Here is a 23821-nt window from a genome sequence, read left to right on the forward strand (position 1 = left end):
TGCCGGCCGTGAAGTCTGCGCCGCTTACTGCGCGGCCTTGATCTCGCTGACGATCTTGGAATAGTCGCGCTGGGCTTCGCCGACGTCACGCAACTGCTCGAACTTGACGAGATCGGCCACCGGCATCGCCATGTTGGGGAATTTGGCCAGGAAGTCGGCCGGCAGGCTTTCCATCGCCGGCTTGTTCGGCACCTTGCAGTCGATGTTCTGCGCCGCCCAGGCGTGGTTCTTGGCGTCGAGCATGAAGTTGATGAACTTGAAGGCGTCGTCCTTGTGCTCGGACGCCTTCATCACCACCATCGTGTCGACCCACAGGTCCGAACCTTCTTTAGGGATGACGTATTTGATCTCCGGCTTGTCGGCGATGCCGTAATTGCACCAGCCGTCCCAGGCCTGCACCATCAGCGCCTCGCCGGAAACCAGCTTGGAATAGAAGGTGGTGTCGTCATAGGCGAGCAGGGTCTTCTTGGCGGAGATCAAGAGGTCCTTGACCTCGGCCATCTTGGCCGGGTCGGTCTCGTTGACCGAATAGCCCTTGTCGAGCTGCCCGGCGGCCAGCAGCCAGCGATCGGTCGCCAGCATGGTGGTCTTGCCCTTCATCTCGTCGGAAGGGGCGAGCAGGTCGCTCCAGCTCGTGGGCGCCGTCTTGACAAGGTCAGAGCGGTAGCAGAGGCCCGTCGTGCCCCAGGTGTAAGGCACGGAGAAAGCGTTGCCGGCATCGTGCGGCAGCTTGGTCGCTTCGGGATAGAGGTTGGCGAGGTTGGGGATCTTGGCATGGTCGATCGGCTCGGTCAGGCCAAGCTTGTTTAATACTTCGGCGAAGGGCGAGGAGACGAAGACCACGTCATAGCCCTTGCCGCCGGCGGCAATCAGCTTGCCCATGATCTCTTCATTGGTGGCGTGCACCACCACTTCGCCGGCAATGCCGGTGGCGGTCTTGAAAGCGGCCATGGCGTCGGGTGCCATGTACCCATCCCAGTTCGAAATAACGAGGTCGGCTGCGGCGGCCGGCCCCGAGAGCGTCAGGGCGAGACCGAGAGCGATTGAGGATGTATTGAGCGCACGGCGCCGCAGGCTGGTAGCGGTCATGGCAGTCTCCCATTCGGTTTGATCGTCGAAATCATTTGCCGGACCAAGGCCGGCGACGCGCGCGCCTGCCTCGATCCTGTTCCCTCGGTCTTTTCTCGCCGATTGTGCCGACAGTACTATTGCAGAAAAAAGTACGTCAATCCATAATCTGTCAACCGACGGAGGAATTTGGCCGATTGTCCCTGTTCCGGCGATCAGCCAGACCAATGCGCCACATTCGCATTCGAGAAAAGTCATGCAAGCCGTAGCCAGACGACCTCGCACCAACCATCTCGATCTGGCGCAGCGCATCCTGGATGTGGCGCGGCAGCGTGGCTTCGAGCCTGGCGCCCGCCTGCCCGAACAGCAGATCGCCTCGCTGTGCAATGTCTCGCGCACGCCCGTACGCGCCGCACTCGGCCTGCTCGCGGAACGGGGCGTGGTGCGCTGGGAGGCCGACAGCGGTTATCATCTGACGGTCGACCTCGCCGCCCAGCCCGCCATTGCCGCCGAACTACCTAGTGCGGAGGAAGACGAGCTCGCCGAAGCCATCCTGCGCGACCGCTCGGCGCGACGGTTGGACCAGACGGTGACCATCGCGGGGCTGATGCGACGCTACGACGCTGATCGCAAGACGGTACTAAAAGCACTTAACAAACTGACCGACGAGAATCTTCTGGATCGTGCGCCTGGGCAATCCTGGTTGTTTCGCCGCGCGCCGGACGATCCGGAGGCGCAAGGCGAAAGCTACGAGTTCCGCCTGGTGCTGGAGCCGGCGGCCATCCTGACGCCAGGCTTTCGGCTGGACGGGGCGCGGGCAGCAATGTTGCGGCAAGGCATGGAAGCGCTTGCAGCGCTGCCGGACGAGACATTCGACACGCGCGAGTTCCAGCGGCTGGACATGGATTTTCATGGCATGATCGCCGAGGGCTGCGCCAACCGTTTTGTGTCGGATGCATTGGCCGATCATCTCCGCCTGCGCCGGCTGCCGGGCATCTATTCCGGCGTCAACGTGTTTCGGCTGCGGCAATCGTTGCGCGAACACTCGGGCATACTCGACTATCTTGAAAGCCGGCAGTATGAGGTGGCTGCCGATCTGCTTCGCATCCACCTGCGGCTCTCCCGCAGCCAGCGACCGCAAGCAGCCAGCCGCGGAGCTCCCGCACTGTTCGGCATGATCAGCCGGCCGGATTGAAGAGGAATAATTGACGCGTAAAGCCAGCCCGACCATCGCGCTGTTTCCCGAAGCCAGTTTCGGCGCCGCGTTGAATTGCGTCGGTATCGCACAGGCATTGCGCGCACGGGGCGCTCGCCCCGTCTTCATCTGCCATGCCGGCTTCTCCGGCGTCTTTACCGACTATGGCTTCCAGGAATACCATCTGCCGACGGATGAGCCGCTGAGCGACAGCGAGCGGCAGAGCTATTGGCAGGCCTTCGTGCGCCGGCACCTGCCGCATTTCCGGCTGAGCCCGATCGACCAGCTCGAGACCTATGTCGCGCCGACCTGGCAAGCGATCGTCGACACCGCCGTCAACGCCGAGGCGCCGCTGCGCCAATTGCTGGCGCGGCTGAAGCCGGATGTGGTGGTGCTCGACAACGTCATCATGTTCCCGGCGATCGCCGCCGCCGGCTGCCCGTGGGTGCGCGTCGTCTCCTGTGCCGAGACGGAACTGCCGGATGCCGAGGTGCCGCCCTATCTCTCGGGGATGGGTGCCGACGACCCGCAACGTGCGGCGTTCGAAGCGCGCTATCTCGCGGCCTCCGCACCCGCGCATGAGCGCTTCAACCGTTTTCGCGCGGATGCCGGCCTGGCGCCGTTGCCCAAGGGCCTGTTCCTCGAGACATCACCCGACCTCAATCTGCTGCTGACGCCAGCGATCGTACGGCGTGAGCGGGCCGAGCCGCTCGACCCCAAACGCTTCGTTTATCTCGAAGGCTGCGTGCGCTCGGAAGGGCCGTTCGAGGTGCCGGTGTTTCCGCGCAATGGCGGGCCGCTGGTCTATGTCAGCTTCGGCAGTCTCGGCGCGATGGATGTCGGGCTGATCGAACGCATGCTCGCCGTCTTCGACCGGCTGCCGGCGCGCTTCATCGTCAATGCCGGCGGCCTGCGCGACGCCTATCGCGCGGTGCCGGACAATGTCTATCTCGACGCCTGGTTTCCGCAGCCTTCGGTGGTGGCGAAGTCGGACCTGTTCATCCACCATGGCGGCAACAACAGCTTTTGCGAGGCGCTGCGCTTCGGCGTGCCGTCGCTGATCATGCCCTATTGCTGGGACGGTCACGACAATGCGCAACGCGCGGGAGAGACAGGTGTCGGCGACCATATCGGCCGCGACGCCTGGACGGAAGGGGGATTGGAGAGAGCCATTCTCGGCCTGCTGGCCGACGATGCGATGCGCGCCCGCCTCAGGGACAATGCTGCCAAGATGGCGCTGACCCCTGGAACGGATGTGGCCGCGCAAGCCATACTCTCTCTCATAGGTACGTGAACCAAAATGCAGGACAAAAATACCAACACCGCTCTCTTCACCGGCAACGATCCCAAGGCCTGGCTCGCCCAGCACGGCATCACGGAGGTCGAGTGCCTGGTGCCCGACATGAATGGCGTGCTGCGCGGCAAGGCGCTGCCGACGGTGAAATTCCTCAAGGCGCTGGAAGACCGCGCACTCTACCTGCCGAGCAGCGCTTTCCTGGTCAGCATCGATGGCCGCTACTCCGGTTCCATCGACGAAGGCTTTGCCTATCAAGACCCGGATATGCGCATGGTGCCTGATATGTCGACGCTGTGCCTGGCGCCGGGCGGTGGCGTCGGCAAAGCCTATGTCTTCGCCGACGCCTTCCACATGCAAGGCAAGCCCTGGATGGCCTCGCCACGACATGTGCTGCGCGCCGTGCTCGATCTCTACCGGAAGCGCGGTTGGCGCGCGGTGGTGGCGCCGGAAATCGAATTCTATCTGACCGCGCCCAATCCGAATCCCGACCAGCCGCTGACGGCACCGGTTGGCGCCAATGGCCGCGCCGAGGGCTCGCAGCATCCCTATGACATGGTGGCGCTGGAAGAATTCGAGCCGGTGATAAGGCGCGTCTATGATTATGCCGCAGCCGCCGGCCTGCCGCTCGACACGCTGATCCATGAGTCCGGCACCGCGCAGCTGGAGATCAATCTCTTGCACGGCGACGCGGTGCCGCTCGCCGACCAGGTGCTGCTGTTCAAGCGGCTGACTCGCCAGGCGGCGCAGCAGAGCGGCATGCACGCGACCTTCATGGCCAAGCCGATCGCGGCGCAGGCGGGAAGCTCGATGCATCTGCACATGTCTGTCGTCGATGAAACGACAGGCGCCGCGCTGTTTGCCGACAGAGATGATGCAGACACCGAAATGTTCGGCCATTTCATCGGCGGCCTGCAGAGATATGTGCCCGAGATCATGCCGCTGTTCGCACCCAACGTGAACTCGTTCCGCCGCATCCGGCCGAACCACAGCGCACCGGCCAACATCGAATGGTCGCATGACAACCGCTCTTGCGGCCTGCGCGTGCCGGCAGGTGGCCGCGCCGCCCGGCGGGTAGAGAACCGCTTGCCGGGAGCGGATTGCAATCCCTATCTGGCGATCGCCGGTTCGCTGCTTGCCGGCTATCTCGGCGTCGAGCAGAAGCTGGCGCGCTCGGCTGAGGCCTCGGGCAATGCCTACAGGATCAAAAGCACGCTGCCGAAAACGATGGAGGAGGCGCTTGATCGTTTCATTGCTTGCGAGCCGGTGCGGGCATTGCTCGGCGAGGATTTTTTCCAGACCTATCTGCGCGTCAAGAGCGTCGAACTCGACCTGTTCCAGAGCGTGGTGACGAGCTGGGAACGCGACCATTTGCTGCTGAAGGTGTGATCATGGCCTCCGGCTCAACAGGTTTCAATTCGAGCCTCGATATCGGCAATTCCTATTATGTCGCCACCGCCAATCCGGCGCCGGACCATCCGGCGCTGGTGGGAGATGTCGGCGCCGATCTGGTGGTGGTCGGCGGCGGCTGCACCGGCCTGTCGGCCGCCCTTCATGCCGCCGAGCGCGGCCTGAAGGTGGTGCTGCTCGAAGGCGGCAAGATCGGCTGGGGCGCGTCGGGCCGCAATGGCGGCCAGATGATCCCTGGCCTGCGCAAAGGCGCCAAGGGGTTGGTCAAGCTTTACGGCCCCGAGCGGGCGAAGGCGCTGTTCGACCTCGCCTTCGAGGCGCGGGGCCTGGTGCTCGACATCATCGAGCGCCACGCCATCGATTGCGATCTGCGGCTGACCGGCCATCTCGTCGGTGCCGTTAATGGCTCCGACCTCAGGGATCTCGAAGACGAGGCCAAATGCCTCGAGAGCGTGATGAAGTTCCGCGACGTCGAGATCCTGTCGGCGGCGCAGGCACGCGGCAAGGTGGACACGCCCTATCATGGCGCGATGTATGAGCCGCTTGGCGGCCATATGCATCCGCTGAACTACACGCTCGGCCTTGCCCGTGCCGCCGTGGCGGCCGGTGTCGTCATCCATGAAAATTCCGTCGCGGTAAAGCTGGAGCGCGAGCCTTCGATCCGGGTCTCGACGGCGCAGGGGTCGGTAAGGGCCAAACATGTCGTGCTGGCCGGCGACGCGTTGCTGCATGGGCTGGAGCCGCGCGTCAACAGCCGCATCATGCCGGTCGGCAACTACATCGTCGCCACCGAACCGCTGGAGGGCAAACACAATGTCATCCCGGCCAATGTCGCGGTGTCCGACACGCGCTTCGTCGTCAACTACTACCGCATGTCGGCGGACGGTCGGCTGCTGTTCGGCGGCGGCGAGCGCTACACGCCATCGCCGCCGGCCGACATCGCCGGCTTCGTGCGGCCGCACATGGAGGCCACCTTCCCGCAACTGAAGGGCTGCCGCATCGATCATGCCTGGGGCGGTCTGGTGTCGGTGACCACGTCGCGGCTGCCGCATGTCGGGCACTATGGCGAGGTCTATTTCGCGCATGGCTATTCCGGCAAGGGCGTCATCCTGTCAACGCTGTCGGGCAAGCTCTTGGCCGAAGCGATTACGGGCGACGCCTCGCGGCTGGACCTGTTCTCGACGCTGACGCCGATGCCGTTCCCGGGCGGTACAGCGCTGCGGGGCCCGCTCTATGTGCTGGGGATGTTGTGGTACGCCATGCGCGACCGCATCAAGCATTGAAGGCTGCGGCCGGCGGGCGCGAAATCATTGGAGGCGATTGCATGCGTGATTTTCAGTTCCCCGGCCGCTCGCCAGTTCGCGCGACAGAAGCGATGGCGGCGACATCGCATCCGCTGGCGACGCTGGCCGCCATCGACATGCTGCGCTCCGGCGGCAATGCCATGGATGCCGCTGTCTGCGCTGCGGCGGTGCAAGGCGTCGTCGAGCCGCAATCGACCGGCATCGGCGGCGACTGTTTTGTGCTCTACAGTCCCAAAGGCGAGGGCGATGTTCTCGCTTTCAACGGCTCGGGGCGTTCGCCCGCTGCGGCAACCGCCGAATGGTATCTGGAGCGGGGGCATAGCGAACTGCCTGCGGCCGGACCGCATGCCGTCACCATACCAGGCGCCATCGATGCATGGTGCCGGCTACTCGAGGACCACGGAAAAAAGGGCATCGACGCCGCGCTGGCGCCAGCCATTCGCTATGCCGAACAAGGCTGTGTCGTTTATGATCGCGTCGCCTTCGACTGGGCCGACGAGGTCGCCCTGCTCTCAGCCGATGAACACGCCGCGCGCATATTCCTGCCCGAGGGAAGGGCGCCGCAAGCCGGCGATGTGCATCGGCAGCCGCACTTGGCGGGCACCTTGCGCATCATTGCCAACCGAGGCCGTGCAGGGTTTTATGAAGGTGAGGTCGCGGACGATCTGGTGGAACGTCTTCGCGCGCTGGGCGGGCTGCATGCATTGGAGGATTTCGCCGAGACCCAAGGCGACTACGTTACGTCGGTGAATACGTCCTATCGCGGCTACGATATCCATCAGATGCCACCGAACAATCAGGGCATGACGGCGCTGATCATGCTGAATGTGCTTTCGGGCTTCAGCCTTGGTTCGTTGGAGCCGAACAGTGCCCAGCGGCTGCATCTCGAGATCGAAGCCGGCCGGCTTGCCTACCAGGACCGCGATACTTTCATCGGCGACCAGGATTTCGTCCAGGTCCCCGTCGAACAACTGCTGTCGGCAGCCTATGCGGAGCGGCTGCGCGCCGCCATCGATCCGGCCCTCGCCATGACGCATCTGCCGCGGCTTGAGCTGTCGCGCAGCGACACCGTCTATATCTCCGTGGTCGACCGCGACCGCAATTCGGTCAGCTTCATCAACTCGACCTTCGGTTCCTTCGGCAGCGGCGTCGTCGGTCCCAAGACAGGCGTCGTGCTGCAGAATCGCGGCAGCAGTTTTCGCCTCACGGAAGGCCATCCAAATCGTATCGCGCCGCGAAAGCGACCGATGCACACCATCATGCCTGGCATGGCGACGCGAGGGGGTAAGGTGGTGATGCCGTTCGGGGTGATGGGCGGCGGCTACCAGCCGTTCGGCCATGTCCATCTGCTGACCAACATGATCGATTTCGGGATGGACCCGCAGCAGGCACTGGATGCGCCACGGGTGTTCTACAAGGACAATGCCGTGCTGGCCGAGCGCGGGATTCCGGCTGAGGCGATCGCCGGCCTGCGTCAGCGCGGCCATCAGGTTTCGATCGCCGAGGAGCCGCATGGCGGCGGCCAGTTGGTGCTGATCGATTGGGAAAAGGGCACGCTCACCGGTGCCTCCGATCCGCGCAAGGACGGTTGTGCGCTGGGCTACTGATCTGCGTTGCTGGAATGCGCATTCAGAACCAGATCAGCCAGACAAGCTGCAGGATTACCAGTGCAATGGCGTCCCAGAAGATGAGTTCCCCCATCGAGAACCAGCGCCGCGACAGGTTGAAGCTGTAGAACAGCCGCCAGACAAGTGCCGCGGCGGCCAGCGGCACCAAAGCGAGTAGCGAGCTCACGGCAGCCGCGCTCCCGAAACCGCATCGAACGTGTGCAGCGCTGCCGGCGGAAAGCGTAGATAAAGCGGCTGGCCGGGATCGAAAGCGCGATCGACATTCACTGTCCTGACGATCAGCGCGTTCGCCTCGCTCTTGGCGAAGATCAGCACGTCCGGCTCGACCGGTTCGACGACGTCGACGGCAAACTGGATGGCATCGCTTGCGGAGGCGTCGACCAGTTGGATCTGCTCGGGGCGAATGCCGAGCACGATGGGACCATCAGGCTTTCCCGGAAGCGGGCAAGTGAAACCGCTGGCGTGGAAGACGCCGGCGCGGACGTCACCATCGAACGTGTTCATCGCTGGACGGCCGATGAATTCGGCGATGAAGCGATTGGCCGGGCGCCGGTAGATCTCGCGCGGGTCGTCGTACTGGATCAGCGCGCCTTCGCGCAGCACCGCGACCCTGGTCGCCAGCGTCATCGCCTCTTCCTGGTCGTGGGTGACGAAGACGAAGGTCTTTTTCAGCTCGCGATGCAGCCGCTTCAGCTCGGTGCGCATGTGGAGCCGCAACAAGGCGTCGAGATTGGACAGCGGCTCATCCATCAGACAGAGGCTAGGCTGCCAGACCAGGGCGCGGGCCACAGCGACGCGCTGCGCCTGGCCGCCCGACAATTGCGAAGGGCGGCGGTCGAGGTAACGGGTGATTTCGAGCAGCTCGGCCATGGCGCGGACGCAGCGGTCGAGCACGGCGGCCGGCATTTTTCGGATGCGCAAGGGATAGGCGATGTTCTCGTAGACGCTCTTATGGCTGTAGAGCGCATAGTTCTGGAACACCATGCCCATGCCGCGCAGGCGCGGCGGCAGGTCGGTGACATCGCGACCCTCGACCATGATGCGCCCGGCGGTCGGCCGCTCCAGCCCGGCGAGCAGCCGGCAGGCTGTCGTCTTGCCCGAGCCGGAGGGCCCGAGCAGCACGAGGAATTCACCGGGCTCGAAAGCAAGGTCGAGCGCCTGCAGCGCCACCGTCCCATCGGGGAAAGCCTTGGTGACGCCGTCGAAAACAATTGCCATGCGAGATCCCTTCAACCCTTGACCGCGCCGAAGGTGAGGCCGCGGACGAGCTGTTTCTGGACAAGGAAAGTGAAAAGCACGATCGGCAGCGTCGCCACGATGGCGACCGCCGCGACTTGGCCCCATAGCGTGCCATGCGGCGTCACCAGCCCCGGTATGCCGACGGTCAGCGGCCGCCCGTCGAAGGCGACGAGGATGAAGGCGTAGAGGAACTCGTTCCATGACAGGATGAAGCAGAGCACGGCCGTCGCGCCGATGCCGGGCGCGGCCAGCGGTGCAACGACGAAAAAGAATGCGCCGAGCCGCGAGCGGCCGTCCATCATCGCGGCTTCGTCGATCTCCCTGGGGATTTCGGCGAAGAAGCCGCGCATCATCCAGACGACGAGCGACAGGTTGAAAGAGGTGTGGGCGATCACCACGGCGTAGATGGTGTCGATCAGGCCAAGCGAGGTGAAGAACAGGAACAGCGGCACGGCGATCGAGATCGGCGGTGCCATGCGCGTCGTCAGGAAGAAGAAGAACAGGTCTTCCTTGCCGGGGAAATTGGAACGGGCAAAGCCATAGGCAGCCGGCGCGCCGATGACGATGCAGAGCATCGTAGACGACACCGAGATCAGCACCGAATTGATCGCCAGCGGCCAGTATCCCTTGTCGATGAAGACGGCCGGATAGTTGGAGAGCGTCGGCGAAAAGACCCATTTCGGCACAGAAGACAGAAGGTCGACGCGGTTCTTGAACGAGGCCAGCACCATCCAGACGTAAGGCGTCAGCGCAACAACCACTGCGACCAGCAGCACGGCCCAGGCAAAGCTCCTCCAGGCGCGGTTGGTGGATTGATCGATCATCGCAGCGCCCTCAAAACGCCCCCACCTGCTTGCGGCTCGACCAGTAGACGGCCTTGTAGAAGACCGAGCACAGGATCAGCACGACGAGATAGATCATGAAGGCGACCGCGGCGCCGTAGCCGAGGTCCCAGTTGCGGAAATTGACGCGGTAGGCATAGATCGAGACCAGCTCGGTCAGCGTTCCCGGTCCGCCGCCGGTCATCAGGAAAACCTTGTCGAACTCCTTGAAGGCGTCGATGCCGCGCAGCAGCAGCACGAGCGCGATGACCGGCCGCAGCAGCGGCAGCATGACGTCTCGGAAAATCTGGAACGGTTTGGCGCCATCCATCATCGCCGCCTCGAACGGCGCGCGCGGCAGGCTCATCATCCCGGCGAGCATGATCAGGGTGACGAAAGGCGTCCACTGCCAGACATCGATGGCGACGATGGTCGGAAACACCAGGTCGGGTGCCGAAAGCACCGCCGAATTCTGCGCCAGCAGGCCGACCTTGCGCATGTAGAAGGTGAGCATGCCGAAATCGCCCTGCAACAGCAGCCGCCAGATCAGCCCGACGGCGACCGGCGCGATCATCATCGGGATGAGCAGCAGTATGGTGAGAAGCCGCTGGCTGGCGACGAAGCGGAAGATCAGGAAGGCCAGCGCAAAGCCGAGCAGGAACTCAAGGCCGACGGCGATGACGACGAATTTCAGCGTCAACAGGAACGATGCCCAGAAGAATGGGTCGTTGCGCATCAGCTTGCGGAAATTGTCGAAACCGACGAAGGCGCCGGCATGGCTGGCGTCGGCGAAGCTGAGGTCGGTCAGCGCGGTGTAGACCATGTAGTAGAACGGGCCGACCAGGAAGACGACGACGAGCAGGGTCGCCGGCAGCATCAAGAGCGGCCCCACCCCACGGTCGAGAAGCGGCATTCCGCGCGGCGATGGAGTGCGGTTCGTCACGGGCGTTTCCTGCGGACAAGAACGGCTACCCGCTTGTGCGGGTAGCCTCTGCGCGACATCTCAAGGCCTATCGTGCCGGATAGGTCATGGGTGCGCAAGAACCGAGCAGTGTCGAGATGTCAGTGGCGGCGGTGTCAAGGGCGGCCTGCGCCTCCTTTTCGCCGGCGAGGTAGGATGACAGTTCGCGCACTAGTATGTCGGTCATCTCGGCCGATTGCGGCAGCGTCGCCTTCGGCACCGCATGCTCGTTGGCCTCCATCGAAGCCTTGGCATAGGGCAGCTTCTGCACCTCGGCGGAGGCATAGACATCCGGCCGACCTGAAGCGCCGCCATTGAGATGCTGTTCGAGCTGGCGGTCATAGCCCATCATCCACTGGACGAAGAGGAAGGCGGCCTGCTGGTTCTTCGAATAGACCGGGATCAGATAGGTCCAGCCCTCGACCTGGCCGATCTTCCCGCCGTCGCCTTGCGGCACGAGATCGAAGCCAACCTTGCCGACCACGGTGGAGGCCGTGGTGTCGACCGACACGGCATAGGTTGCGTCGTTCCACATGATCAGCTCGGCGACCTTGGCTTGCTGCATCAGCGCCATGACATCATCCCAGAAATAGTTGAGGCTGTCCGGCGGCGAGAATTCCAGCAGGCTCTTGTAATATTCGAGCGAGGCGACGGCCTTGGGGCTGTTGACGATGACCGGGCCGCAGGCCGAGCCGCTCTTCACTTCGAGCACGTCGCCGCCGAAGGAATAAAGGAAATTGAGCCACTCATACCACAGTGCCTCATGGCGCTTGCCCTGCAGGGCGGTGCCGTAAAAACCCTGGTCGGGGCGATAGAACCATTCGGCGATATCGCGGTATTGCTTCCAGTCCTTGGCGGGAGCGAGGTCGTAGCCATACTTGGCCTTGAAGCCTGCCTGCTCCTTGGGATCGGCGAGCAGGTCCGAGCGATACCACATGAACATGTTGAGCACTGTGAAGGGGAAGCCGTACTCCTTGCCGTCATACCAGGAGATTTCGTGCCAGGCGGTCTGGTAGAGCTGCTTCTCCGGCTCGAAGCTCGGATCGCGCAAAGCCGGGTCGGCCATCATCTTGGCGATTTCGACCAGATGGTTGTTGGTGGCGAACTTGCCGAGTTCGCGATGCGGCTGGATGATGACGTCGTAGCGGCCGCGGTGCGAGTTGAGATCGAGCTGCACCTTGTTGACGGCTTCCGAGTGCTCGTACATCTCGACTTCGACATGGATGCCGGTCTGTTTTTCAAACTCCGGCGCCATCTTCTTCAGCGCTTCGAGCGGCGGCAGCGCCTCGCCGACCATGCGGATGGTCTGGCCGCTATAGGGTTTCGACGCCTCTTTCAGATCCCACGCGGCCGCTTGTGTCACTTGCCACGTCAGGGGCCACACAAATACGACTGCGACGAGCAGTCTGGACGCGGTACGTCTCAGCGGCTTGAGCATTCTTCCCTCTCCCTAGAAGTCGTGCCTGGCGGGCCGGCGCCCGTTTTGTCATAAAATGTGTGGTACTGCAAATCAAAATGTGGCACCTTGCAACAAATGGTTAGGAGGTGTTAACAGACCGGCAGCAAACCGGCTTTCCCGACCAGGCGAGGGACCTTTCGGATGGACTTCATCTTCATGCTGACGCGCAACGATCGCACGGTCGAGGACTGTCTCGACCTGGTCGATTTGATTGAGCCGGTCGGCCTGAAGCATGTCGGCTTCAAGGATATTGGCGTCGCGCCGGATGTGCTGCGCAAGCTCGCTGTCGCCATTGGCCGGACAGGCGCCACCACTTACATGGAAGTTGTCTCGACGACGGCTGAGGCCTGCCTTAATTCCGCGCGCATCGCCAGGGATCTCGGCATCCAGCGCCTGCTCGGTGGTACCCAGGTCGACGAGATCATGGCGTTGCTGGAGGGGAGCGGCACCGAATACTACCCTTTTCCCGGGCGGCCGGTCGGCCATCCGACCAAGCTCGGCGGTTCGGCCGAGGATGTTGAGGCCGACTGCCGCGCCTTCGCCGAGAAGGGTTGTGCGGGATGCGACATCCTCGCCTATCGCGCCACCGAGGCCAACCCGGCCGAACTGGTGCGCGCAGCCCGGCGCGGGCTTGGTCCGTCGCGGCATCTGATCGTCGCCGGCGCTGTGGCATCAGCCGATCGCATCAAGGCAATCAAGCTGGCCGGCGCCAACGCTTTTACCATTGGCACAGCGGTTTTCGATGGCTCCTATTCGCCGACGAAAGGTTCTATCCTCTCGCAACTGCGGGATGTCCTCGCGGATTGCGAGCGTGTCTAATGCCAGTCATCGGCATCGATCTCGGCACACAAAGCCTAAAGGCGATCGTTGTCGATGACGAATTGCGGCTGCGTGGCGAGGCCGCTGTGTTGTACCAGCCGGCCTTCCCGGCGCCCGGCTGGGCCGAACAGAACCCGGCGCTGTGGCTGGCGGCGCTCAAGCCGGCCATTGCCGGCGCGCTCGACAAGGCTGGGCTTGCGCCGTCCGACATCAAGGGTATTGCCATTGCCGGCCAGCTCGACGGCTGCGTCGCGGTCGATCGCAATGGTGAGGCGCTGGCTCCGTGCATCATCTGGATGGACCGGCGGGCGGCAGGAGAGATCGCCGGCATCGACCCGGACTTCATCCGTGAGCGCACCGGTCTCGTTCTGGACGCCACCCATATGGCGGCGAAAATCCGCTGGGCCGCGCGCAACCTGCCCGAAGCGCGCCGAGTGGCGCTCTGGCATCAACCGGTATCATTCGTGGTCGCAGCGTTGTGCGGTCGTGCCGTCATCGATCACGCGCTGGCCTCGACGACCATGCTCTATGGGCTGAAGGAGCACAATTATGCCGGCGATCTGCTGGCGGCCTTCGACATCGATGCAGATAAATTGCCCGGCATCGACGATGCATCTGAGATCGCCGGCGCCTTGACCCACGCCGGCGCCGAGCTCACCGGTCTTCCTGTGGGCACGCCGCTGGCGGTCGGCACCGGCGATGATTTTTCGGCCGCCATAGGCGCCGGGGTTGTCGTGCCCGGTGTCGTCGCCTGCAATCTCGGCACGGCCGAAGTGGTCGGCGCGGTGTCCGGCACGCTTCGCCTCGACCCCGGCGGCCTGGTCGAGACCCATGGCTTTCTCGGCAACGGCTATTTCATCTCCAATCCCGGATGGCTCTCGGGCGGCGCGGTGACGTGGTTTCTAACAACCTTCGGCGTCGATTCGCCGGCGGCGATGTCGGAACTGGCGGCGACGGTGGTTGCCGGCAGCGACGATTTGCTGTTCTTGCCCGCGTTGTCCGGTGCCATGGCGCCGCGCTGGATCGCCGAAGCGCGTGCCGCTTTCTACGGCCTGACATCCTTCCACGGCAAAGCCGCTTGTGCCCGTGCCGTGCTGGAGGGCTGTGCCTTTGCCATGCGCGACGTGGTCGACCGGCTGGACGATCTCGATATCGCGACGGATCGCATCCGGCTCTCAGGCGGTGGCGCGCGCAGCCGGGTATGGGCGCAAATCCGTGCCGATGTCAGCGGCAGGCCGGTCGAGATCGCGGGTGCGGCCGATGCCTCGCCGATCGGTGCGGCAATCCTTGCCGCCGCAGCCATCGGCCTTACCTCCTCAGTGCAGCAGGCGGCTGAAAGGCTGGCCGGCCACATCGAGACGATCGACCCTGATCCTTCCGCCAAGGCCGCCTACGACAGAAGTTACCGCCGGTATCGCACCTTGTTCGATGCCCTGACCCCGCTTCATGCTGACTGACCGGACTGCATCCTATGTCCAGACAAATGCTCGATCGCCTTATTGCCGGCACGCTGCCTGACCCGGATAGCCAGGGAATGCTGTCGGTGCCGCTGAAGACCATCGTCATAGGGCGCGGTCTCGGCGATGAAGCCGATGCGCTGGTCAAGCCGCTGCCGCTCGGCCGCAGGCTCGCCGTTGTCATGGATCCCGACACAAGGCTGGCTCTCGGCGAGAGAGTGTCGATTGCGCTGCGCGGCTCCAGCGATGTCGACAAGATCATCCTGCCGCGCCATCCGCATCCCGACATGGACACCGTGCGATCGGTGATCGCCCGCACGAAAGACGCCAGCGGTCTGGTCGCGGTCGGATCGGGCTCGATCAATGACATCACCAAATATGCCGCCCATCTGACCGAAAAGCCCTATGCGGTGTTCGGCACCGCGCCGTCGATGAACGGCTACACCTCGGTGTCTGCGGCAATCACAGAGGACGGCCTGAAGAAATCGCTGACGGCGAGCCTGCCGGTCGGTGTCTTCCTCGATCTCGATGTCATGGCGCGAGCGCCGCACCGGCTGATCGCTGCCGGCTTCGGCGATTCGATGGCGCGGCCGACCGCGCAGACCGATTGGCTGATGGCGCATCTGTTGCTCGGCACGCCCTACCGGGAGGCGCCGTTCATGCTTCTGGCCGAGGACGAGGAGGCGCTTATCGCCAAAGCCGGCGAACTCGGGACCGGCGACCTTGAGGCAACGGAAGTGCTGGTGCGCACGCTGGTCATGTCGGGCCTTGGCATGACTTTGTGCGGCGGCTCCTATCCGGCCAGTCAGGGCGAACATCTCATCGCCCACTATATCGACATGCGGGGCCAGGGATTGCCCGAGGCGCATCACGGCGAGCACATAGCGGTGACGACGTTGACGATGGCGCGGCTACAGGAACGCGTGCTGGCGCTGCGGGAGCTGCAGCTCGCGCCGTCCGCCGATACGCCAGACCGCTTCATCGAAATCTTCGGCGAAACGCTCGGACGTTCCTGCTGGGCGGCATTCAAGCCCAAGCTGCTGGACCGCGAACGGGCGGACGCTGTCAACACCATGCTGGCCAGGCAGTGGCGCTCGCATCGCGAAAGGCTGCTGCGGGTGGCACGCCCGGCGCGCGAGATCGCGGCAGCACTGCGTGCCGCCGGCGCCCCGACCACGCCGCAAGAGGTCGCCATACCGGCTGGCTTCTACGACGAGGCGGTCGCCAATGCGCGGCTGATCCGCGACAGGTTCACCATGCTCGACGTCGCTGCTGCCTCGCTCGAAACGGTTGCGGCGGGAGCCTGAGCGGGTGCTGCGTCCGCTCACCGACTTCACCGCGCCGGACCGGCGCAACATCGCTGTCGTGCTGACCGACATAGACGACACCTTGACCGACAAGGGGCGGTTGCCGGCAAAAGCCTATGCGGCGCTCGAGCGGCTGAAGCAGGCCGGCTTCATTGTCGCGCCGGTTACCGGCCGCCCTGCCGGCTGGTGCGACCTGATCGCCCGGCAATGGCCGGTGGACGGCGTGATCGGCGAGAACGGCGCCTTCTATTTCCGCTACGACGACGCCAAAAAGCGGATTGTTCGCCACTACGCCAAGAGCGCTGCCGAACGGCAGGCCGATGCCGCACGCCTCAAGGAGATCGAGCAAACCGTTCTGAGCGAAGTTCCGGGTGCGGCGGTCGCGGCCGACCAGGCCTATCGCGAGGCCGATCTGGCGATCGATTTTTGCGAGGACGTGGCGCCGCTGCCCAAAACCGAGGTTCTGAAGATCGTCGGCATCTTCCAGCGCTATGGCGCGACGGCGAAAATCTCGTCCATCCACGTCAATGGCTGGTTCGGCAAATACGACAAACTGTCGACAAGCCGGCTATTCTTGCGGGACTGTTTCGGTATAGATATCGACCACGACAAGGACAGCATTGTCTTCGTCGGCGATAGTCCAAACGATGCACCAATGTTCGGCTTCTTCCCCAACAGCGTCGGCGTCGCTAATGTGCTGGACTTCGCCGACGAGCTTCCTGCGTCTCCCGCCTTCGTCACAAGCGGGCGCGGCGCGGAGGGATTTGCCGAGCTTGGCGACGCGCTGATTGCTGCAAAGGGAATGGAATAGTCATGGACCAAGGCCGACTGACGAAGAAGGAGCGGCACGCGCTTATCCTTTCGGAAGTGCGCCGGTCGGCGTCGATACGCATCTCCAAGCTCGCACGGCGCATCGGCGTCGCCGGCGAGACCATCCGCCGCGATCTCATCGAACTCGGCGATGCCGGACTGATCAACCGCACCTATGGCGGTGCGACGATCTCGCTGGTGACATCAGAACCGGTGATTTCCGAGCGTGGCCTGACCCTGATCGAGGAGCGCGCCCGCATCGGCCGCGGCGCGGCAAGCCTTGTCGAGAAGGGCCAGATCGTGATGATCGATGGCGGTTCGACCACCTATGAGGTGGCGCGCAACCTTTCGCAGCTGAAGCGCGACCTGACCATCATCACCAATTCCACCGGAGTGGCCTCTGTGGCCGGCGCCAATCCGACCTTTCGGGTGCTGCTCTGCCCCGGGACCTATGATAGCCGGGAAGGCAGCGTGTTGGGCGAAGACACCGTCGAGTTCCTGCGCCGCTACAATGCCGACGTCGCCATTATCGGGGCATCGGGGATAAGCGCCGATGGTCCGAGCGACATGATCTCGGGCGCCGCAGCCGTTAAACGCGCGATGATATCGCGTTCATTGTCGACGGTGCTGGTGGTGACCCACGACAAGTTTGGCCGCAGCAGTCTCGAACGCATCTGCGGGCTCAATGACATTGCCGATATCGTCACCGACAGCGAACCGAAGGCCGACCTGCGCACTGCTGCCGAACAGGCGGGCACGGAGCTGCATGTGTTTGCCGCCGGCTGATCAGCAACTGCCTATTCGGCGGCATCCCGGTTGGTCAGCGCGATGTGGCAGCAGCCGGAGCCGTGGCCCGGCGTCCAGGTGACATTGTCGAAGCGCACGCCCGTTGCCTCGAACAGACCACGGTCGAAAGCGCCGGCGATGCGGCAGAGCGTGGCGAGTTTTTCATCACCGACACCGGCCTCGACCCAGGCGTCCTTCAGCGGACAACGCTTCACCTTGAAGGCGATGTGGTCCGGCCCGCGCTCGACATCGGTCGGATACATCAGGCCGCCATCCGGGCTGACGGCCAAAAATGCCTCGCCGATGGCCGGCGCGTCGTTAGGTCCGAAACGGACGAAGGCGGCCGCCGCCACCTCCTTGCCGCGCTGCTCGATGGTGCGGATCATGATCGCCTCGGCCTTTTCCGCGCCGAGTTCGCCGGTCAGCTCGTCGAGAAACAGACGGTAGAGATCGGCGCGGTTACGGAAGGCGGAATCGAGTTCGCGCGAGAGTTTTTCGGCTCTGGCTTCTGGTTCGGTCATGGTACTTGCCTGCTGCTTCTGTCCAATCTTGGCGCCGCCGCAACCAGCGCCTTGCCGATTGCCGATTGCGGCGCGTCGACTACGTTGCGGGCGTCGCCGCTCTCGGCGATCCGCCCGGCGTCGAGAAGAACGACGCGGTGGGCGATGGCCCGTACGACGCCGAGATCATGCGAAATGAAGAGATAGGCGATCCGTTCCCTGGCTTGCAGGTCGAGCAGCAACGCAAGGATCTGTCCGCGGACCGAAACGTCGAGCGCCGACACCGCCTCGTCGAGCACGATCAGCGACGGTTTGGTTGCGATGGCGCGGGCGATGGCGACGCGCTGGCGCTGGCCGCCGGAGATTTCGTGAATGGCGCGCGGGGCGAGATCGGCTGCCAGCCCGACGCGATCCAGCAAGGCAGCAATGCGGGCCGGCCTCTCGGCGCGGGAAGCGATGGCATGGATGCGCAAGGGATCGTCAAGCACGCGAGCCACCGTGGCGCGCGGGTTGAACGCGGCGAGCGGATCCTGGAACACCATTTGCAGGCGCGCGCGCTTGGTGCGCAGGGCCGCACCCTTCAAGAGCAGAAAGTCATCGCCTTCGAACTGGACGGTGCCGGCGTCGGGCTCGATCAACCTAAGCACCAGCCGCGCGATCGTCGACTTGCCGCTGCCGGAGGGCCCGGCCAGCGCCAGCGTCTCGCCGGGTTCGATGGCGAAGGAGACACCGTCGACGGCCGCGATGGCCTTGCCGCCACGACGGTATCGCTTGGTAAGACCGGAGACGGTGAGCAAGTTCATGCCGGCGCCCGTCGTAGCAGCGGATCGGCGTCGAGGCCGAGATGGGCGTCGAGCAGCGTTCGCGTATAGGCATGGCGCGGGGCGTTTATGATTTGCTCAGTCGGGCCGAGTTCGATCAGTTCGGCGTTCCGGAATACAGCGATACGCTCTGCGAGTTCGGCGGCCAGCGCGATGTCGTGGCTGATGAACAGCAGCGTCATGCCGTCCTCCGCCACCAGTTGCCGAATGAGGCTGACGATTTCCGCTTGCACAATGGTGTCCAGCGCGCTGGTCGCCTCATCGGCGATCAGCAGTTTCGGACCGGCTGCAATGGCCGCGGCAATTGCAACGCGCTGCTTCTGGCCGCCGGAGAGCTGGTGCGGGAAAGCACGCATGGCGGTTTGTGGGTCGGGCAGGCGGACGCGTTCGAGCAGGGTCTTTGCCTTGGCGTAGGCTTGCGGCCAGTCGAGGCCGAGGTGGGTGCAGGCGACTTCGGCGATCTGTTTGCCGACGGTCATGACGGGGTCGAGGCTGGCGGACGGGTCCTGGAAGACGAAACCAATGTCGCGGCCGGGAAGGGGGTTTGCGACGGATAGTTTGCGCTCTACGGCGCCCCCCTCTGTCCTGCCGGACATCTCCCCCTCAAGGGGGGAGATTGGCAGCTTTGCGGCCAGCGCTCTTCCTGCAATGCCAGTGATTGGCGAAAGCGCAGATGAGAGCTTAATCTCCCCCCTTGAGGGGGAGATGTCCGGCAGGACAGAGGGGGGTGCCTTGACGCCTGCCTCTCCTGTCGATCTCAGGAACCAATCGATCCTTCCCTTAACCTTGGCTGACCCGGGCAGCAGTCCAGCCACCGCCAGCGCCAGCGTGCTCTTGCCCGAACCGCTTTCGCCAATGATCGCCAGCCGCTCGCCGGCAATAACATCCAGGCTGACCCCCTTCAGCGCCGTCACCTCGCTGCCATCTCGCCGATAGCGCACTGACAGATCGCGTATCTCAGCCAGTGCGGTCACGACAGGCTCCTCCGCACCGCCGTCGTCTCCACCACGCCTTCGCCGGCGAGATAGATACCGAGCACGGTCAGTACCAGGGCAATGCCCGGAACGATCGACAGAAAGGGCGCGGTTCGCAGCACAGTGCGGCCCTCGGCAATCATGCCGCCCCAGGTGACGCGATTGGGGTCGCCGAGACCGAGGAAGGAAAGCGCTGCCTCGGTGAGGATCGCGGCCGCCACGATCACCGAGGACAAGGCCAGCACCGGCGGCAGAGCGTTGGGAAGCACTTCGCGAAAAGCGATCTCAAGCGGATGCATGCCGATGACGCGAGCGCCGGCGACGTAATCGCGCTCGCGGATCGACAGCACTTCGGCGCGCGCTACACGCGCCGGTCCGGTCCAGGCGCCAAGCGCTATTGCCGTGACGACGACGCCGAGCGACGGCCCGACGACGCTGACGAAGGCCAGCGCCAAGAGAAAACTCGGCACGGTCTGGAAGGCATCGATGATGCGCATCAGCCCCTCGTCGACAAGGCCGCCGGCAAAGCCGGCCAGCGTGCCGACGATCGCGCCGACGAAGAGTGCCGCCGCCGCCGCCGCCAGGCCGACCGCCAGCGAGGTGCGGGCGCCGTGGAACAGTTCGGCCAGCACGTCACGGCCGAGCCGGTCGGTGCCGAGCGGCAGCGACCAGTCCTGCAACGGCGGCAGCAGTGCTGGTCCGGCAATGGCCTGCGGGTCGCCGGGGAAGAGCAGCGACGCAAACAGCGCCATGGCGAACAGAAGCGTCAGGATGATCGCACCGGCGACCGCTTCCGGCCGGCGCAGGAACCGCGGCAGCGCGCTCACGCGCTGGCCTCGCCGGCGCCGACGCGCGGGTCGAGGAGGGCGTAGGCGATGTCGACGGCAAGGTTGACGGCAATGACGAGGACGGCGCTGGTGAGGATGATGCCGAGCAGCAGCGGCGTGTCGCGCGAGGCGACCGCTTCCTGCGCCAGCCGGCCGAGGCCGGGCACGGCAAAGACGCTCTCGATGACGACGCTGCCGCCAAGCATCTGCGCCGATTGCAGGCCGAGCATGGTGACCAGCGGCAAGAGCGCGTTGCGGGCGACATGGGCGAGCACGATGCGGCGGCGCGACAGCCCCCTGGCGCGGGCGGCGAGCACAAAATCCTGCCGCCACGCCTCGGCCATGCCGGCGCGCATCATGCGCAGATAGAGCGCGAGATAGATGAAGCCGAGCGCGGAAACCGGCAGGACGAGATGGACGGCGATGTCGGCGGCGCGGTCCAACCCGATTTTGTCCGAGGCCAGGCTCTCGATGCCGCCGATCGGCAGCCAGCGCAGGTCGACGGCAAAGACGACGATCAGCACCAGGCCAAACCAGAAACCCGGCACGGCATAAAGCGCCAGCGAGCCGATCGACAGGAAGCGGTCGCGAAAGCTGCCGGGTCTGGCGCCGGCGTAGATGCCGAGCGCCGAGCCCAAACCGAAGGAGAGCGCAGTGGCGGTCACCATCAGGAGCAGTGTCGTCGGCAGGCGTTCCAGGATAACATCGCGAATTGGCCGCGAGAAGGTAACGGACTGGCCCAGGTCGAAATGCAGCAGCGCCCAGAGATAGTTCGCGAGCCGTGTCAGCTCGGACTGGTCGAGGCCCCAGCGATGACGCAGCAATTCGATCATGCCGGCGTCGCCGCCGGTCGAGACGATGTAGGCGTCGACCGCGTCACCGGGGGCAGCTTCCAGGAGGAGGAATGTGCCGATGATGACGATCAGCAGCACGAAGATGCTGCCGACGAGGCGACGGCGGATGAGGGTGAGGGCGCGGGTCATGGGAAAGGCATAGCGCTGCGCCAGTCGGGAGAGGTGCGGTGTCTAGGCACCCCCCTCTGTCCTGCCGGACATCTCCCCCGCAAGGGGGGAGATTGGATGTCGCCTCTGCCTTCGCCAATCTTCGATGCCGAATGTACGCGACAGCGAAGCTGCTGATCTCCCCCCTTGCGGGGGAGATGTCCGGCAGGACAGAGGGGGGTGTGACGAAACGCGGCCCTACGCCATGCCTTCACACCAATTTCTTTGCGAACTTTCATCCGCGCAAATGTGTCACGATTCCAGATACGTGTCCGCCCAGTTCGAAACCGCCCAGCGCGGGTTGTTGGCGATGTTCCCCACCGTCTCGCGCGCCACGCTGATGAAGCTCCATTCGGCGACGTTGATCAGCGGCAGGTCCGCCGCGACCTGTTTCTGGAATTCCTTGTAGAGGTCGGTGCGCGCTGACGTATCCAGCGTCTCCGAAGCCTTGGCGATCAGCGCGTCGAGCGCGGCGTTCTTGTAGCCGCCCTGGTTGGAGAACGGCACGCCGTCGGGAATGCCGCTCTGCACCAGGATGGTGGTCGAGATCGCCGGGTCGCCGCGGAACACCGGCGGGCCGACGGCGAGGTCGAAGGCGTGGTCGGTGTAGACGGCCTTGATGTGCGCGGCCGAGTCGTTGTTGACGATCACGGCGTCGATGCCGATTGCCGCCAGCGCCTGGCGCAGATAGTCGCCGAACTGCTTCGTCTCGTTGAAATAGGGTGCCGGCAGGAGTTTCAGCGCAAAACGCTTGCCGTCATCGGCGCGCTTGTACCCCGCGTCGTCGAGCAAGGCGTTGGCCTTGGCGACGTCGAATGGATAGATCGGCACGTCGGCAGTGTAGAATTGCGGATCGTTCTTCGGCACCGGGCCGGTGGCGGTGGCGGCATAGCCGAGGAACACCGTCTTGACGACGAAGTCCTTGTCGATGGCATGCGCGATCGCCTGGCGGACCTTCACGTCGGCCAGTTCCTTGCGGCGATGGTTGATCTCGACGACGAGCTGATAGGTCAGCCCCTCATAGCCCTTGGAGATCACCTTCAGGCCCGGCACCTTGGAGATGCGGTCGAGGTCGGCCAGGGGCACGGCGGAGAAGGCGGCGAGCTGGATCTCTTCGGCCTCGAGCGCCGCTGCAGCCGACGTGCGGTCGGGCAGCACCTGGTAGATGATCTCGTCGAGATACGGCTCGTCCTTGGCCCAGTAATCCGCATTCCTGGTCAGCTTGTAATACTGGCCGGCCTTGTATTCGCCGAACTTGAACGGCCCGGTGCCGATGGGTGCATTGTTGGCCGGGTTGTCCTCGATCTTGCCGACCTCGTAGATGTGCTTCGGCACCACGCTTGACAGCGCCGGCAGCGCGTTGCGGATCAGCTGGAACGGCGTTGGCTTGGCGAATTTGAAGACGGCGGTCAGATCGTCAGGGGTGTCGACGCTGGCCAGATCCTTGAACACGGTGCGGCCGAGATTCTGCAGCGGCTTCCAGATCTGCAGCGCGGAGAAGGCGACGTCGGCCGAGGTGAACGGCTCGCCGTCATGCCATTTGACGCCGTCGCGCAGTTTGAAGGTCACCGACAGCCCATCGGCAGCACCTTCCCAGGAGAGCGCAAGGCGGGGTTCCAGTCCGTCCTTGCCTTCGAACGAGGCTTCGGCCAGCGTTTCGACGATCTTGCTGGAGATGAAGAAGACGCCGTTGGAGGCGACGATGGCCGGATTGAGGTTGCGCGGCTCGGAATCGGCGGCAAGCACGAGGCGGCCGCCCTTCTTCGGCGTCTGCGCCCAGCTGAATGTGGGCATGGCGGTGGAGGCCAACAGTAAAACTGAGCCGCCAAGCAGCGTGCGTCTGGAAATATCCGACATGATCAACCTCCGTCCTCTCCGCGACCAGATGGGCGCACCCCTCGAAGCTGGCCGCACCCGCCAGCATCCTCGCGGCGATTATGACCCTTGCCAAGGGTTTCGCCAGAGACGGAATTGGCGCATCCTTGCTTGGCTTTGAAATTTTCGTCCGCTGGACCAGTTTTAGAGGTGGCCCTTTCATTCTGGTATTCTGGTAGGACCAGACTGCCTGAGCGTGCAGCAATGACGAGTGGTGACAGCCTGCCGAAGCAATCCAACCTGTTTCTGGCTGGACCAGAGTTAA

The 23821-nt window shown here is 64.2% G+C and carries 22 protein-coding genes; 10 read left to right on the forward strand and 12 right to left on the reverse strand.

Features of this window, described 5'->3' with window-relative positions; translation table 11 throughout:
* Positions 1-24: 24 nt before the first annotated feature.
* On the reverse strand, positions 25-1089 hold the full coding sequence (locus NKJ57_RS00105; RefSeq protein ID WP_352510233.1) for a polyamine ABC transporter substrate-binding protein: 1065 nt from the start codon (positions 1087-1089) through the stop codon (positions 25-27).
* Positions 1090-1324: 235 nt separating this feature from the next.
* Between NKJ57_RS00105 and NKJ57_RS00110 the strand changes: the two genes are divergently transcribed.
* Genes NKJ57_RS00110 through ggt form a run of 5 tightly spaced genes read left to right on the forward strand, consistent with a single transcriptional unit; the run spans position 1325 to position 7878 of the window.
* A complete protein-coding gene (locus NKJ57_RS00110) occupies positions 1325-2263 on the forward strand; it encodes a GntR family transcriptional regulator (protein ID WP_023685712.1) in 939 nt (312 codons plus the stop codon).
* 10 nt (positions 2264-2273) lie between these two features.
* Positions 2274-3557: a glycosyltransferase gene (locus NKJ57_RS00115; RefSeq protein ID WP_023685713.1), complete on the forward strand. Its 1284-nt coding sequence runs from the start codon at positions 2274-2276 to the stop codon at positions 3555-3557.
* Positions 3558-3563: 6 nt separating this feature from the next.
* Positions 3564-4946: a glutamine synthetase family protein gene (locus NKJ57_RS00120; protein WP_023685714.1), complete on the forward strand. Its 1383-nt coding sequence runs from the start codon at positions 3564-3566 to the stop codon at positions 4944-4946.
* Between the two features lie 2 nt (positions 4947-4948).
* Positions 4949-6250 (forward strand): NAD(P)/FAD-dependent oxidoreductase, encoded by a 1302-nt coding sequence (locus tag NKJ57_RS00125; protein ID WP_031201307.1) that lies wholly within the window; start codon positions 4949-4951, stop codon positions 6248-6250.
* Positions 6251-6291: 41 nt separating this feature from the next.
* The gene (ggt, locus tag NKJ57_RS00130) at positions 6292-7878 is read left to right on the forward strand and encodes a gamma-glutamyltransferase (RefSeq protein ID WP_352510235.1); all 1587 of its coding nucleotides are present in this window, start codon (positions 6292-6294) and stop codon (positions 7876-7878) included.
* Between the two features lie 22 nt (positions 7879-7900).
* Here ggt and NKJ57_RS00135 read toward each other — a convergent pair whose 3' ends face one another.
* The 5 genes from NKJ57_RS00135 to NKJ57_RS00155 form a co-directional block, all read right to left on the reverse strand.
* The gene (locus NKJ57_RS00135) at positions 7901-8065 is read right to left on the reverse strand and encodes a hypothetical protein (RefSeq protein ID WP_023728593.1); all 165 of its coding nucleotides are present in this window, start codon (positions 8063-8065) and stop codon (positions 7901-7903) included.
* Positions 8062-9117, reverse strand: a complete 1056-nt coding sequence (locus NKJ57_RS00140; RefSeq protein ID WP_023830120.1) for an ABC transporter ATP-binding protein — start codon at positions 9115-9117, stop codon at positions 8062-8064. The genes NKJ57_RS00135 and NKJ57_RS00140 overlap by 4 nt, the downstream gene beginning before the upstream one ends.
* Before the next feature lie 11 nt (positions 9118-9128).
* The gene (locus tag NKJ57_RS00145) at positions 9129-9962 is read right to left on the reverse strand and encodes a carbohydrate ABC transporter permease (protein WP_352510236.1); all 834 of its coding nucleotides are present in this window, start codon (positions 9960-9962) and stop codon (positions 9129-9131) included.
* Positions 9963-9972: 10 nt separating this feature from the next.
* Complete coding sequence (locus tag NKJ57_RS00150) at positions 9973-10902, reverse strand: carbohydrate ABC transporter permease (protein ID WP_352510237.1); 930 nt, start codon at positions 10900-10902, stop codon at positions 9973-9975.
* A 67-nt stretch (positions 10903-10969) separates the two neighbouring features.
* On the reverse strand, positions 10970-12283 hold the full coding sequence (locus NKJ57_RS00155; protein ID WP_352510238.1) for an ABC transporter substrate-binding protein: 1314 nt from the start codon (positions 12281-12283) through the stop codon (positions 10970-10972).
* A 237-nt stretch (positions 12284-12520) separates the two neighbouring features.
* On the opposite strand from NKJ57_RS00155, the gene NKJ57_RS00160 reads away from it, so the two are divergent.
* Genes NKJ57_RS00160 through NKJ57_RS00180 form a run of 5 tightly spaced genes read left to right on the forward strand, consistent with a single transcriptional unit; the run spans position 12521 to position 17558 of the window.
* Positions 12521-13198 carry a beta/alpha barrel domain-containing protein gene (locus NKJ57_RS00160; protein WP_352510239.1) on the forward strand — a complete coding sequence of 226 codons (678 nt, stop codon included), beginning with the start codon at positions 12521-12523 and terminating at the stop codon, positions 13196-13198.
* On the forward strand, positions 13198-14655 hold the full coding sequence (locus tag NKJ57_RS00165; RefSeq protein ID WP_352510240.1) for a xylulokinase: 1458 nt from the start codon (positions 13198-13200) through the stop codon (positions 14653-14655). The genes NKJ57_RS00160 and NKJ57_RS00165 overlap by 1 nt, the downstream gene beginning before the upstream one ends.
* 14 nt (positions 14656-14669) lie before the next feature.
* Positions 14670-15962 (forward strand): iron-containing alcohol dehydrogenase, encoded by a 1293-nt coding sequence (locus NKJ57_RS00170; protein ID WP_352510241.1) that lies wholly within the window; start codon positions 14670-14672, stop codon positions 15960-15962.
* Positions 15963-15969: 7 nt separating this feature from the next.
* The gene (locus NKJ57_RS00175; protein WP_352510562.1) at positions 15970-16773 is read left to right on the forward strand and encodes an HAD-IIB family hydrolase; all 804 of its coding nucleotides are present in this window, start codon (positions 15970-15972) and stop codon (positions 16771-16773) included.
* A 2-nt stretch (positions 16774-16775) separates the two neighbouring features.
* A complete protein-coding gene (locus tag NKJ57_RS00180; RefSeq protein ID WP_352510242.1) occupies positions 16776-17558 on the forward strand; it encodes a DeoR/GlpR family DNA-binding transcription regulator in 783 nt (260 codons plus the stop codon).
* A gap of 11 nt (positions 17559-17569) precedes the next feature.
* Here NKJ57_RS00180 and NKJ57_RS00185 read toward each other — a convergent pair whose 3' ends face one another.
* The 6 genes from NKJ57_RS00185 to NKJ57_RS00210 form a co-directional block, all read right to left on the reverse strand.
* Positions 17570-18079: an L-2-amino-thiazoline-4-carboxylic acid hydrolase gene (locus NKJ57_RS00185; RefSeq protein WP_023701464.1), complete on the reverse strand. Its 510-nt coding sequence runs from the start codon at positions 18077-18079 to the stop codon at positions 17570-17572.
* Positions 18076-18861, reverse strand: coding sequence for an ATP-binding cassette domain-containing protein (locus NKJ57_RS00190; RefSeq protein WP_023737499.1), 786 nt, complete (start codon positions 18859-18861; stop codon positions 18076-18078). Before NKJ57_RS00190 ends, NKJ57_RS00185 begins: the two co-directional genes overlap by 4 nt.
* Positions 18858-19853, reverse strand: a complete 996-nt coding sequence (locus tag NKJ57_RS00195) for an ABC transporter ATP-binding protein (RefSeq protein WP_352510243.1) — start codon at positions 19851-19853, stop codon at positions 18858-18860. Before NKJ57_RS00195 ends, NKJ57_RS00190 begins: the two co-directional genes overlap by 4 nt.
* Complete coding sequence (locus NKJ57_RS00200) at positions 19850-20680, reverse strand: ABC transporter permease (protein WP_352510244.1); 831 nt, start codon at positions 20678-20680, stop codon at positions 19850-19852. The genes NKJ57_RS00195 and NKJ57_RS00200 overlap by 4 nt, the downstream gene beginning before the upstream one ends.
* Positions 20677-21663 carry an ABC transporter permease gene (locus tag NKJ57_RS00205; protein WP_352510245.1) on the reverse strand — a complete coding sequence of 329 codons (987 nt, stop codon included), beginning with the start codon at positions 21661-21663 and terminating at the stop codon, positions 20677-20679. The genes NKJ57_RS00200 and NKJ57_RS00205 overlap by 4 nt, the downstream gene beginning before the upstream one ends.
* Positions 21664-21933: 270 nt before the next feature.
* Entirely contained in the window at positions 21934-23538 is a 1605-nt protein-coding gene (locus NKJ57_RS00210; RefSeq protein ID WP_352510246.1) for an ABC transporter substrate-binding protein, read from the reverse strand.
* Positions 23539-23821 lie beyond the last annotated feature (283 nt).

This window comes from Mesorhizobium sp. M0077, from assembly GCF_040322955.1.
Lineage (GTDB): Bacteria > Pseudomonadota > Alphaproteobacteria > Rhizobiales > Rhizobiaceae > Mesorhizobium.

Coding starts and splice junctions, on each gene's coding strand:
- NKJ57_RS00105 (WP_352510233.1), bottom strand. CDS start 1,089: ATGACCGCTACCAGCCTGCGGCGCCGTGCGCTCAATACATCCTCAATC.
- NKJ57_RS00110 (WP_023685712.1), top strand. CDS start 1,325: ATGCAAGCCGTAGCCAGACGACCTCGCACCAACCATCTCGATCTGGCG.
- NKJ57_RS00120 (WP_023685714.1), top strand. CDS start 3,564: ATGCAGGACAAAAATACCAACACCGCTCTCTTCACCGGCAACGATCCC.
- NKJ57_RS00125 (WP_031201307.1), top strand. CDS start 4,949: ATGGCCTCCGGCTCAACAGGTTTCAATTCGAGCCTCGATATCGGCAAT.
- ggt (WP_352510235.1), top strand. CDS start 6,292: ATGCGTGATTTTCAGTTCCCCGGCCGCTCGCCAGTTCGCGCGACAGAA.
- NKJ57_RS00140 (WP_023830120.1), bottom strand. CDS start 9,117: ATGGCAATTGTTTTCGACGGCGTCACCAAGGCTTTCCCCGATGGGACG.
- NKJ57_RS00145 (WP_352510236.1), bottom strand. CDS start 9,962: ATGATCGATCAATCCACCAACCGCGCCTGGAGGAGCTTTGCCTGGGCC.
- NKJ57_RS00160 (WP_352510239.1), top strand. CDS start 12,521: ATGGACTTCATCTTCATGCTGACGCGCAACGATCGCACGGTCGAGGAC.
- NKJ57_RS00165 (WP_352510240.1), top strand. CDS start 13,198: ATGCCAGTCATCGGCATCGATCTCGGCACACAAAGCCTAAAGGCGATC.
- NKJ57_RS00170 (WP_352510241.1), top strand. CDS start 14,670: ATGTCCAGACAAATGCTCGATCGCCTTATTGCCGGCACGCTGCCTGAC.
- NKJ57_RS00180 (WP_352510242.1), top strand. CDS start 16,776: ATGGACCAAGGCCGACTGACGAAGAAGGAGCGGCACGCGCTTATCCTT.
- NKJ57_RS00185 (WP_023701464.1), bottom strand. CDS start 18,079: ATGACCGAACCAGAAGCCAGAGCCGAAAAACTCTCGCGCGAACTCGAT.
- NKJ57_RS00190 (WP_023737499.1), bottom strand. CDS start 18,861: ATGAACTTGCTCACCGTCTCCGGTCTTACCAAGCGATACCGTCGTGGC.
- NKJ57_RS00205 (WP_352510245.1), bottom strand. CDS start 21,663: ATGACCCGCGCCCTCACCCTCATCCGCCGTCGCCTCGTCGGCAGCATC.
- NKJ57_RS00210 (WP_352510246.1), bottom strand. CDS start 23,538: ATGTCGGATATTTCCAGACGCACGCTGCTTGGCGGCTCAGTTTTACTG.